Origin of the sequence: Pseudomonas guariconensis (assembly GCF_040822035.1) — a bacterium.
Lineage (GTDB): Bacteria > Pseudomonadota > Gammaproteobacteria > Pseudomonadales > Pseudomonadaceae > Aquipseudomonas > Aquipseudomonas guariconensis.
Genome location: NZ_CP162012.1, coordinates 1,378,577 through 1,389,841 on the forward strand (window position 1 = coordinate 1,378,577; position 11,265 = coordinate 1,389,841).

Annotated in this window: 9 protein-coding genes; 3 read left to right on the forward strand and 6 right to left on the reverse strand. The window is 63.8% G+C overall.

Translation table 11 applies throughout. The annotated features are described in order from the left end of the window. Positions 1–344 precede the first annotated feature (344 nt). From AB1N67_RS06245 to abaF, 3 genes are all read left to right on the forward strand, one after another. Complete coding sequence (locus tag AB1N67_RS06245; RefSeq protein ID WP_102082638.1) at positions 345–1,928, forward strand: methyl-accepting chemotaxis protein; 1,584 nt, start codon at positions 345–347, stop codon at positions 1,926–1,928. Positions 1,929–2,096: 168 nt separating this feature from the next. Then, the gene (locus tag AB1N67_RS06250) at positions 2,097–2,756 is read left to right on the forward strand and encodes a GntR family transcriptional regulator (RefSeq protein ID WP_070094388.1); all 660 of its coding nucleotides are present in this window, start codon (positions 2,097–2,099) and stop codon (positions 2,754–2,756) included. A gap of 285 nt (positions 2,757–3,041) precedes the next feature. After that, positions 3,042–4,403: a fosfomycin efflux MFS transporter AbaF gene (gene abaF / locus AB1N67_RS06255; protein ID WP_043214705.1), complete on the forward strand. Its 1,362-nt coding sequence runs from the start codon at positions 3,042–3,044 to the stop codon at positions 4,401–4,403. Positions 4,404–4,434: 31 nt separating this feature from the next. On the opposite strand, the gene AB1N67_RS06260 is transcribed toward abaF, so the two are convergent. The 6 genes from AB1N67_RS06260 to AB1N67_RS06285 form a co-directional block, all read right to left on the reverse strand. Beyond that, positions 4,435–5,718, reverse strand: a complete 1,284-nt coding sequence (locus AB1N67_RS06260; protein WP_367863605.1) for an NAD(P)/FAD-dependent oxidoreductase — start codon at positions 5,716–5,718, stop codon at positions 4,435–4,437. 82 nt (positions 5,719–5,800) lie between these two features. Then, positions 5,801–6,460 carry a GntR family transcriptional regulator gene (locus AB1N67_RS06265; RefSeq protein WP_367863606.1) on the reverse strand — a complete coding sequence of 220 codons (660 nt, stop codon included), beginning with the start codon at positions 6,458–6,460 and terminating at the stop codon, positions 5,801–5,803. A 95-nt stretch (positions 6,461–6,555) separates the two neighbouring features. Further along, on the reverse strand, positions 6,556–8,133 hold the full coding sequence (locus tag AB1N67_RS06270; protein ID WP_043214711.1) for an aldehyde dehydrogenase (NADP(+)): 1,578 nt from the start codon (positions 8,131–8,133) through the stop codon (positions 6,556–6,558). A gap of 106 nt (positions 8,134–8,239) precedes the next feature. Then, positions 8,240–9,187 carry a dihydrodipicolinate synthase family protein gene (locus tag AB1N67_RS06275; RefSeq protein WP_043214714.1) on the reverse strand — a complete coding sequence of 316 codons (948 nt, stop codon included), beginning with the start codon at positions 9,185–9,187 and terminating at the stop codon, positions 8,240–8,242. Between the two features lie 72 nt (positions 9,188–9,259). After that, a complete protein-coding gene (locus tag AB1N67_RS06280; RefSeq protein ID WP_090346145.1) occupies positions 9,260–10,192 on the reverse strand; it encodes a 4-hydroxyproline epimerase in 933 nt (310 codons plus the stop codon). 227 nt (positions 10,193–10,419) lie between these two features. Further along, entirely contained in the window at positions 10,420–11,193 is a 774-nt protein-coding gene (locus AB1N67_RS06285) for an AraC family transcriptional regulator (protein ID WP_043214719.1), read from the reverse strand. Between the last annotated feature and the right edge of the window lie 72 nt (positions 11,194–11,265).

Below are 11,265 nucleotides of genomic sequence, written 5' to 3' on the forward strand. Positions count from 1 at the left end.
TCGCGAAACCCACCCTGCCAGGCTTATGCGGCTGTATCCCTCTACTCGAAAAACTGTCCACAGAAATGCGGTGAGAATGTTCACAGATCGAGGCTCAATCTGTTGTCGACCCTTTCCCCCAAAGGTATATTTCCGCGCGTCTGATGGCTCAATGCCATGTCGCGTGTTGCGCAGCGTCAGCCTTGGAAAAGGGCTGCACACGCTGCGGGCATTCATCTCGCATTGATCCCTCTCTCACCTCTTTCGCCGTCGTCGACGGCATTTCCCGCCTCGTGCAACCGGGCCCCTGAGGGGATCGCCCGGCAATGGCAATTTCAAGAACGATCAATAGAAGGGCTCTGCGGATGATCGACCCAATCGTGAAGGTGTTGGCTGATATAAGTGTGCGGTCGAAACTGACCCTGGGCTTTGCCCTGGTGTTGCTGCTGACCCTGGTGATCGCCGGAATCGGTTTGGGCGCACTGAGCAGCCTGGGTGAGCGCAGTGCCAAGCTCAGCAGCATCGCCCACATCAACGAAGAGACGCGCGACGTGCGCATCGCGCGGCTGAACTACACCGTCTCCCCGGGCGCTGAGCAGGCTGCGCAAATGGTCAAGGCGATGGATGAGCTCAACCTTCGCATCGAAGCGCTCGCCAAGCAGTTCACCGATCCGAACGATCTGCGCTGGATCGGGCAGGCTGAACAGGCTATCGAAGCCTACCGTTCACACTTCCAGGATTACGTCCGCGCCGTGGAGGCGCGCAGCGATGCGCAGGCCGTACAGACCCTGGCGGTGCTGGAGTCGGATCTGAAGAACCTGCTCGAAGCGGCCGGGCAGTTGTCGGACAGCCAGTCGCAAAAGCGTGACCATGAAGTGCAGTCGTTCAAGCAGCGGTTGATCTTCGCCGCGGTGCTGGCGCTGGTGTTCGGGGTGCTGGCGGCGTGGCTGATCACGCGTTTGATCGTGCTGCCGTTGAAAGAAGCGCTGCAAAGCGCCGAGCGGGTGGCCAATGGTGATTTGAGCCAGGACGTTCCGGTGTCCAGGCGTGATGAGCTGGGCGAACTGCAGGCCAGCATGCAGCGCATGACAGTGAACCTGCGCGATCTGATCGGCGGGCTGCGCGACGGCGTGGTGCAGATCGCCAGCGCCGCCGAAGAGCTGTCGGCGGTCACTGAGCAGACCAGCGCGGGGGTGAGCAGCCAGAAGGTCGAGACGGACCAGGTCGCCACCGCCATGAACCAGATGGCCTCGACCGTGCAGGATGTTGCGCGCAGTGCCGAGGAGGCTTCCAATGCGGCGGTCAACGCAGGCCATGAAGCGCGGGAAAGCGACACGGTGGTGAATCAGGCCATCGAGCAGATCACCCATCTGGACGTCGAGGTGGGGCATTCGACAGAGGCGATGGCCGGGCTCAAGCGAGAAAGCGACAAGATCGGCACGGTGCTGGATGTGATCAAGTCGGTCGCCCAGCAGACCAACCTGCTGGCGTTGAACGCTGCCATCGAGGCGGCGCGGGCGGGGGAGGCCGGTCGCGGCTTCGCGGTGGTGGCCGATGAGGTGCGCAGCCTGGCACAGCGGACCCAGAGCTCCACCGAAGAGATCGAAGAGTTGATCAGTGGTCTGCACCGTGGTACGCAGCAGGTCAGCGATATCCTCGAGCGCAGCCGCGCACTGACCAGCAACAGTGTCGAACTGACCCGCCGTGCCGGCACTTCGCTGCTGAACATCAGCCGTTCGGTGGCGACCATCGAATCGATGAACCTGCAGATCGCGACGGCTTCGGAGCAGCAGAGCGCTGTGGCCGAGGAAATCAACCGCAGCGTGCTCAATGTGCGGGAAGTGTCCGAGCAGACCGCCGCGGCCAGCGAGGAAACCGCCGCTTCCAGCGTCAAGCTGGCGCAGTTGGGCGGTGAACTGCAGCTGCTGGTGGGCAAATTCAAGCTTTGACCTGTGGGTGAATCGGCGTTCGCCGTCGTTGGATCAAGCCCCTGAAGCGCGTGCCTCAGGGGCTTTGCATCAAATGGAGGTGGCGGCGGCACTGGGTTGGCGCCGGTCGTGCCGCGTATCGTATAAGATATCCACACTGTATTGCCTCTGGATGCCGCCGTGCCGATCCTGCCCCGCAAAGCCCCCAATCTGGGTGTCACACCCTCGACCTCTGAAATCATCGCCGAGCACCTGCGTGAAGCGATCATTTCCGGGCATCTGGCCGAAGGCGAGCCGGTGCGTCAGGACGACATCGCCCAGGCGTTCAACGTGAGCAAGATCCCGGTGCGCGAAGCGCTCAAGCGCCTGGAGGCGGAAGGGCTGGTGGATTTTCACCGCAACCGTGGCGCCTTGGTGACCAAGATTTCCGAGCCTGAGCTGGCGCAGATGTTCGAGGTGCGTGTGCTGCTGGAGGTCAAGGCCATCCGCCTGGCGGTGCCGAACATGACCGAAGAGACGTTCCAGAAAGCGGAAGGGATTTGCGCCGAGTTCATTGGCGAGGATGACATTGGCCGTTGGGCCGAACTGAACTGGGCGCTGCATGCATGTCTTTATGAGCCCGCGCAAAGGCCATTTTTGGTGGGCTTGATCCGCTCGATTCACGACAAGGTCGAGCGCTACCTGCGCATGCAGATGAGCCTGTCAGCCGGCAAGGAGCGCGCCGATCACGAACACCGGGACATCGTCGCCGCGTGCCGAAACCGCGATGCCGACCTGGCCGCACAGCTGATCGAAGCGCACATCAACGGCGTCTGCCAGAGCCTTTACGAGCACTTGCCCCATCGCTGAGCGACCGGCGCTGAGGCTGATCCCTTCTGTGGCATCGCCTGCCATATTGCTTCCTCCCGTAACAGTCCCTCGGGGCCGCCCGGCCCTGTGCGGCATGTCCCGTTTTACCCGATAGCCCTGTAGCAGCGCGCCCTGCGCCGCTTTGCCCGAAGCCGGGCGAAGTGCTGGCCCCATTCTTGCTCGGATAAAATCGTATACGAAATACGATATAACAAAAGTGGGCGATCCATCCCCGGACATTGGGGCCGGACGCCGAGGACGAACGATCAACGGAGCGGAACATCGATGACCTCTACGACCTCTGTGGCATCCAAAACGCTTGACCGTAAGGCGGACCATGCGCCCGCCGGTATCAAACGCGTGGTGGCTGCCGCCATGGCCGGCGCTGTGGCGGAGTGGTACGAATTCTTCCTTTATGGCACGGCCTCGGCCCTAGTCTTTGGCCAGTTGTTCTTCCGTCAGACCGGCAGCGCGATGGATGGCATCATCGCGGCCTTCGCACTGTATGCCGTGGGCTTTCTGGCGCGGCCTTTGGGGGGATTGGTGTTCGGCCACTATGGCGACAAGCTGGGGCGCAAGCACCTGCTGCAGATCAGCTTGGTGGTGGTGGGCATCACGACCTTCCTGATGGGCTGCCTGCCCACCTTCGAAAAGATCGGCTATGCCGCCCCGGTGCTGTTGGTGTTGCTGCGACTGATCCAGGGCTTTGCCTTCGGGGGCGAGTGGGGAGGCGCGGTGCTGTTGGTGTCCGAGCACAGCCCGGACAACCGTCGGGGGTATTGGGCCAGTTGGCCCCAGGCGGGTGTTCCGGCCGGTAACCTGATTGCCACGGTCATCCTGCTGATCCTGTCCTCGAGCCTCTCGGAGGCGCAGTTCCTCGATTGGGGCTGGCGAGTGGCGTTCTGGTTCTCCGCGGTCGTGGTTCTGATCGGCTATTGGATCCGCAAGCGGGTGGATGATGCGCCGATCTTCAAGGAGGCGCAGGCGCGCCAACAGAAAGTGGCGCAGACGCAACTGGGCGTGGTGGAGGTGTTGACCAAGCACTGGCGTGCGGTGCTGATCGGCATCGGCGCGCGGTTTGCCGAGAACATTCTTTATTACACCGTGGTGACCTTCTCCATTACCTACCTCAAGCTCGTGGTGCACAAGGACACCTCGCAGATTTTGCTGCTGATGTTCGGCGCGCACCTACTGCACTTCTTCATGATTCCGGCCATGGGGTACCTGTCGGACATCATCGGGCGCAAGCCGGTGTACCTGGTCGGGGCGGTGCTGACCGGGTTCTGGGGCTTCGTTGGCTTTCCGATGATGGACACCGGCAATGAGTGGCTGATCATGGCCGCGATCACCTTGGGCCTGGCCATCGAGTCCATGACCTACGCGCCTTACTCAGCGCTGATGGCGGAGTTGTTCCCGACCCACGTCCGCTACACGGCGCTGTCGCTGTGCTACCAGGTCGCACCGATCCTGGCGGGTTCGCTGGCGCCGCTGATCGCGGTGACCTTGCTCAAGGAGTACAACAGCTCGACGCCGATTGCCTGGTACTTGGTGGGGGCTGCGCTGATCTCGATCGTCGCGGTGGCCGCGACCCGCGAGACCCGGGGCAAGTCATTGCGGGCGGTGGACGAGGAGTTGGCCAAGCGCTGAGACGCTGGGGGCTGAAAAGCAGCCCCCGACTTCAGAACCGATCCAAACGGTAAGGTGCAAGCGCAGGCAATTGCCCAGCTCCAGCGGGCACCGATCCGGTCATGGAGGCGACCAGTTCGGCAGTGGTCGCCGCCTGGGTAAGCCCCAGGTGCTGGTGACCGAAGGCGAGCAAAACCTTGCCGTCGCAGGCCTGGTCGATCACCGGCAGCGAGTCCGGCAGGGACGGACGAAAGCCCATCCAGGTGCTCGCCGCTTCTACATTCAGCGCGTTCTTGAACAGCCCCTCGGTCAGCCGATGCAGTTGCCATGCCCGCCGCATGTTCGGCGCTCGCTCCAGCCCTGCGAACTCCACGGTGCCGGCCAGGCGCAGGCCGCCTTGCATGGGCGTCATGATGAAGCGGCGCTCCAGGGAAGTGACAGCCATGGGCAGGCGGCCGTGCTCGTTGGGCAGCATCAGGTGATAGCCGCGTTCGGTGTCCAGCGGCACGCTCTTGCCGGTCAGTTGCTGGGTAAGTTTGGCGGAGTGGGCACCGCAGGCGATCAGTGCTTTTCGGGCATTGACCTCGCCCTTGTCGGTGCGCAGCACAACGCCATCGGCATGCACCCGGCCACCTTCGACGCGCTGGCGGGCGAAGCGAACACCCTTGTCCTGGGCCGCTTGCACCAGCGCCCTCACCACCTGGTGAGGGTCGATGAAATGACCGGTCGCGGGGAAAAACAGTGCGCCCTGGATCGATTCGGACAACTGCGGCGCCACATTTCGCACGGCGTTGGCGTCCCAGAAATCGACGGGCACGCCCTGAGCCTGCATCTTCTGCTTGAGCGCGTCGATCGCGGTGCGCGATTCAGGGCGTTCGAAGACCAGCAGGGAGCCGTCTTCCTTGAGCAACTGCGTGTTGCCGGTGGAGCCCAGCAGGCGGCGCCAGGCATCCAGGCTCGCCTCGTTGAGGGCGCGCAGGGCGGCGACGCTGTTGCGGTAGGGGCGTTGACGCAGGTTCAGCAGCAAACGTGTGAACCAGGGCAGGGCTTTGGGCAGGTAACGCCAGTCCAGGCGCAGCGGGCCCATCGGGTCCAGCAGCATCGCCGGCAAGCGCTTGAGGATGGACACGTCAGCGATGGGGAAGACCTGTTCGGTGGCCAGATGACCGGCATTGCCAAAGGATGCCCCCTGGCCCGGCTCATCCCGGTCGAGCACCAGCACCCGATGGCCCTGGCGCGACAAGGCCAGGGCGCAGGCCACGCCTACGATGCCGGCGCCGACCACGGCGATATCATAGACCTCGTGACCGTTGCGGTGAAGTTCGTCTGAAAGCATCTGCTCACACCTCGGTGATCGTAGATTTTATACAATTGTCGTGTTCAAACCGCGCCCTGGCGACGAGGCTCAGGGCAGGGGGTCAGTGGTTCAGGCTGTTTTCCAGGACCGCGACGATGCCCTCGCAGGCTTCGCGGATGTGGCGGTCCAATAGGCGGCAGGCCGCCTCGATGTCTTTGTTGCGGGCATGTTGCAGCAGTTCTCGGTGTTCTTTTTCGGCTTTCTGGATTTCCCGCGTGTAGAGCAGCTGCATGCGGATGTAGCGATCGCACTTGGTATTGAGGTGCGTGATCATCGCCAGGGTTTCCGGCAACTGGGCCGGCGAGTACAAGGCAGTGTGGAAGGCGAAGTTCAGCTCGCTCCAGTTGTCGATGTCGCTGCCTGAATCCAGTGCGGCGTCGTATTGGTCCAGCAGGCGCTCGGCCCGGTCGAGTTCGCTTGGGGTCAGTTTCGGGATGGCCTGCGCCAGGGCCCGGCATTCGAGCAATACGCGCAGGTCGAAGAGTTCGCGGATGGTGGCGGTGGAGAGTTCGGTGGTGAATGCGCCCCGATGCGGATGGAACTGCACCAGCCCTTCGGCCTCGAGGGTCAGCAGCGCCTCGCGCACGGGGATCCGGCTGACGTCGTAGTCCCGCGCGAGCGCGTCCTGGCGCAATTGGGTGGCGCCTTTGAACTCACCGCTGAGGATGCGTTTGCGAAGATCGTCCGCAACGTGCTGGGCACGTGTCTTGAAGCTAGCCATAGTACTGTTCGAGAACCCGATTGGAATTTGCATATTGTATGCAAAGGGCAAAACCGCATCCACCGACGTCCTGTAGGTGGATGCGCCATTGCCGGTCAGCTAACCCGCTGGCCGTTGACCAAGCGGCTGAGGTTCAGCGGGTTGCCCTGCTTGATCGCCGTTGGCAGAAGGCTGTCGGGGAAGTTCTGGTAGCACACCGGACGCAGGAAACGCAGGATCGCTGCGGTGCCCACCGAGGTGCTGCGGGCATCGGAGGTGGCCGGGAACGGGCCTCCGTGGACCATCGCATCGCACACTTCAACACCCGTCGGCCAGCCATTGATCAGGATGCGTCCGGCCTTGCGTTCCAGGGTTGGCAGTAGTTTGGCAACCGCGTCGGTATCGGCATCGTCCATGTGCACGGTGGCCGTGAGCTGGCCTTCGAGTTGCTCAGCCACTTGCCTGGCCTGGGCCAGGTCGTCGCACTCGACGATCAGCGAAGAGGAGCCGAACACCTCGGCCTGCAGGGTGTGGTCACGCATGAAGTCGTGGGCAGTGGTCACGAACAGGTGCGATTGGCACTGGTTGTGGCCTTCGCTCTCGGCACCTTTGGCTTGCAGGCGTGCATTGGCATTGGCTGCCAGGGCTTGGACGCCTGTGCTGTAGGCCTTGTAGATGCCGGGCGTGAGCATGGTCTGGGTTGGGCTCTTGGCGATGGCAGTGCTGGCGGTGGCGATGAAGTCGTCCAGGGCAGGGCTCTTCACTGCGATCACCAGGCCCGGATTGGTGCAGAACTGGCCGGCGCCCTGGTTGAGGGAGGCGACGAAGCCTTCGGCGAGCGCGGCGCCGCGGTTGGCCAGTGCCGACTCGAACAGGAATACCGGGTTGATCGAGCTCATTTCGGCATACACCGGAATGGGCTCGCGGCGTGCCTGGGCGGCCTGGGTCAGGGCTACGCCACCGCTGCGCGAGCCGGTGAAGCCGACGGCCTTGATGCGTGGATCATTGACCAGGCCAATGCCGATTTCGGTACCGGAGCCATACAGCAGCGAGAACACCCCTTCGGGCAGTTCGCAATCCTGAACGGCCTGCTGGATGGCGCGGCCAACCAGTTCGCTGGTGCCCGGGTGGGCGCTGTGGGCCTTGACGATCACCGGGCAGCCGGCGGCGAAGGCCGAGGCGGTATCACCACCGGCCACCGAGAAGGCCAGGGGGAAGTTGCTGGCGCCGAACACCGCCACAGGGCCTAGGGCGACATGACGCTGGCGCAAGTCCGGACGCGGCAGTGGCTGGCGCTCAGGCAGCGCTTCGTCCACACGCACGTCGAGCCATTCGCCGGCACGGACGGTGCGGGCAAAGGTGCGCAGTTGGAAGCAGGTGCGACCGATTTCGCCCTGGATGCGTGCTTGCGGCAGCCCGCTTTCAGCCACGGCGCGCTGGACCAGCGTGTCGCCGAGGGCTTCGATGTTCTGGGCGATGCGTTCGAGGAAGGCGGCACGTGCTTCAAGCGAGGTATCGCGATAACGGTCGAAGGCTTCCCAGGCCAGGCTGCAGGCGAGCTCGACATGCTCACGGCTGCCGCCTGGATAGGCCGGTTCGAGCTGCGCGTTGGTGGCGGGGTTGATGGCGAAGACCGGGGCTTGTGTACCGGCGATGGCGCGTTGGCCGATCAGCAGGTTACCTGAAAGACTCATGGGGCTCTCCTGAGGTCGGGAAAGACGGATTCCCGCGTCGGGCGGGACGGTGAGGACGGCGCGCCAAAGGGGGCGCGCCGCCTCAGGGAGGTGACGCGGGGCGGGATCAGACCAGGTTGTTTTCAACCGACCAGCTGGCGTACCAGCGGCGGAACTGGGCGTACTGGTTCTCCGCGTAGCGGCGCTGGCTGTCGCTCAGCACATCGGTGGCATTGAAGTGCAGGGTGTATTCCTTGTCGCCGTTCAGGACCATCAGGTGCTTGTAGTACAGCACCAGGTCCACGCCTTCGTCGAAGGACGACAGGATCGCCAGCGCGCCTTCGAGCTCCAGGGCCAGGCGACGTGCCCTGGCATCACCCACGGCCGCTTCCTTGCACAGCTTGATCAAGAGCAGCACTTCACGTGGCAGTGCGTTGCCGATGCCGGTGATTGCGCCGGTGGCGTTGCACTTGACGAAACCGTGGAAGACCTGGGTGTCGACGCCTGCCATCAGCGTGACTTCTTCATCCTTGGAAGTGATGAATTCGGCGGCGTAGCTCATGGCGGCCGCGCCACCGAACTCTTTGAAGCCGATCAGGTTCGGGTGTTCGCGGCGCAGTTCGAAGAACAGGTCGGCGCGGGTGGCGAAGCCGTAGTGGGGGCTGTTGTAGATCACCGCCGGCAGGTTCGGCGCCGCGTTCAGGATGGCCTTGAAGTGTTCCTTTTGGGCCGGGATGGACGAGCCACGGGACAGTACGCGTGGGATGACCATCAGGCCGTGGGCGCCGACCTTGGCGGCGTGAGCGGCATGGGAGACGGCTTCACGGGAGTTGACCGCGCCAGTGCCGACGATAGTCGGGATGCCAGCGGCGACCAGGCGGGCCACGCCTTCCTGGCGCTCGGCTTCGGTCAGCAGCGGCCAGTCACCCATCGAGCCGCAGTACACCACGGCGCTCATGCCGATATCGATCAGCTCGCGGCCCTTTTTCACCAGCGCGTCGAAGTCTGGCTTGCGGTCCGGGGTGCAGGGGGTCATCAGGGCAGGAATGCAGCCAGTGAAGATGTTGTCAGTCATTGTGGGCTCCTTGAAGCATTCATTCAGGTCGGTCGTGAAGGAGGCGCGCATCGCACGCGACGCGCGTGGGGGTTATTGGCAGATGCCCCAGGCGAAGGGGTCCTGCTCGTCGATCAGCAGCTGGCTGTCGGCGGTGACATGGGCGCGGCCGGTGATCGAAGGGCGGATGCGCTCGCCTTCCTGTTCATAACGGCCTTCGAATCGGCTGCCGGTAATGCTGGCCTGGACCCAGGTCTGGCCTGGGGCGAGCTTGCCGTCGGCGGCCAGGCACGCGAGCTTGGCGCTGGTGCCGGTGCCGCAGGGGGAACGGTCATAGGCCTTGCCCGGGCACATCACGAAGTTGCGGCTGTCGGCCTGCGGGTCGGCGGCAAACAATTCGACGTGGTCGATCACGCCGCCGTCCTCGCCGAAGATGCCGCTGGCCTCCAGGGCCTGGAGGATCGCCCAGGTGTAGGCGGTCAGCGCTTCGACGTTGGCCAGTTCCAGCACCTGGCCATGGTCGGACACCAGGAAGAACCAGTTGCCGCCCCAGGCGATGTCGCCACGCACTTCGCCATAGCCAGGCACCTGGACCGGCACATCATGGCGGTAGCGGTAGGCCGGCACGTTGCGCACGGTGACGGCGCCATCGGCGTGCAGAGTGGCGTTGACCGGGCCGACGGGGGTGTCGATCTTGTGCTCGCCTGGTTCGATCATCCCCAGGTGATGCAGCGAGGCGACCAGGCCGATGGTGCCGTGGCCGCACATGCCCAGATAGCCGGTATTGTTGAAGAAGATGACTCCGCAGGTGGCGTCCGGCGAGACGGGCTCGCAGTAAAGGGCGCCGACCAGCACATCATTGCCGCGTGGCTCGAGCAGGGTCGCGCGGCGCCATTGGTCATGGTCGTTACGCAATGCGTCGCGCTTCTGGCTCATGGTCTGGCCGGCGACGGCAGGGAAGCCGCTCATGACCAGGCGGGTAGGTTCGCCGCCGGTGTGGGAGTCGATGACATGGATGCTTTTCATTGAAATTGTAAATCCTCTGAACGCATTCGCCGGGGGGCTGGGATGGGCGGATTGCAGATTTTATACAATGTAGATTTTATACAATCAACCCCCTCATGCGTTCCCTCGGCGGATATCGATACCTGTGCAAGCGTGTTCAGCCGAGAGTGCGGTGGTGAGTTCAGCCCCGTATTTGCGGGGTGAACCCGCGCCCACAGTGACGTGCGGTCAGGTGTTTTGTCCGATGGTCAGCTGCGGGTTGCCTGTCGGTACTGGCGCGGGGTGAAGCCCGTCATGGTCTTGAACTGGCGCGAGAACGCGCTGTGGTCGGTGTAGCCGCAGCGCAGGGCGATCTCGGTGATCGGCAGGTCGGTGCGCAGCAGCAGGTGCGCCTGCTCGAGGCGTGCCTTGTGGATCATCTGCCGGGGCGTGAGGTGGAAGATGCGTTTGCAGTACCGCTCCAGTTGCGCCACCGAGAGGCCGGCGACTTCGGTCAGGTCGTCCAGCGTGATCGGGCGGTGGTAGTGCTCGCGGATGTACGTGTCCACCGCCGACAGCCGCTGGTACGCCGGGTGAGCCTGGGCGGCTGACTGCAGGTCGACGGAAATGCCGATCAGCCCCATCACCTCGCCGCGGCGATTGAGAATCGGGCGCTTGTGGGTCAGGCACCAGCCCGGCTCCTGGCTGCCGTACAGGTGCACCTCCAGTTGATCCTGCAGTACCAGGCCGCCTTCCAGGACGCGACGGTCCTGCTCGGTATAGCCCGGCCCGAGCTGTGCGGGAAAGACTTGCGCGCTGGTGCGTCCGAGCAGGGGGGCGAGGGACTTGAGGCCACAACGCTCGACCAGCGTGCGGTTTGCCATCAGGTAACGGGCCTGGGCGTCCTTGACGAAGATCACCGCATTGGGAATGGCGTCGAGCATGGGCTGCATCAGCGAGATGCAGGCCATCAGCTCCTTCATGTCTTTCGGCCGGTGGGCGGTGAGGCCTTCGCTGAAGGTGGAGAAATGCTGCTCGGGCATGGTGCGTGTCCTGAGAGAGCGAAGGCAGCCTGGGGTGCTTTCGACAGGGGCTGTGTTTGCCGTTCAGGATGC

Coding starts and splice junctions, on each gene's coding strand:
- AB1N67_RS06265 (WP_367863606.1), bottom strand. CDS start 6,460: ATGGCTAGCTTCAAGACACGTGCCCAGCACGTTGCGGACGATCTTCGC.
- AB1N67_RS06275 (WP_043214714.1), bottom strand. CDS start 9,187: ATGACTGACAACATCTTCACTGGCTGCATTCCTGCCCTGATGACCCCC.
- abaF (WP_043214705.1), top strand. CDS start 3,042: ATGACCTCTACGACCTCTGTGGCATCCAAAACGCTTGACCGTAAGGCG.
- AB1N67_RS06285 (WP_043214719.1), bottom strand. CDS start 11,193: ATGCCCGAGCAGCATTTCTCCACCTTCAGCGAAGGCCTCACCGCCCAC.
- AB1N67_RS06245 (WP_102082638.1), top strand. CDS start 345: ATGATCGACCCAATCGTGAAGGTGTTGGCTGATATAAGTGTGCGGTCG.
- AB1N67_RS06270 (WP_043214711.1), bottom strand. CDS start 8,133: ATGAGTCTTTCAGGTAACCTGCTGATCGGCCAACGCGCCATCGCCGGT.
- AB1N67_RS06260 (WP_367863605.1), bottom strand. CDS start 5,718: ATGCTTTCAGACGAACTTCACCGCAACGGTCACGAGGTCTATGATATC.
- AB1N67_RS06280 (WP_090346145.1), bottom strand. CDS start 10,192: ATGAAAAGCATCCATGTCATCGACTCCCACACCGGCGGCGAACCTACC.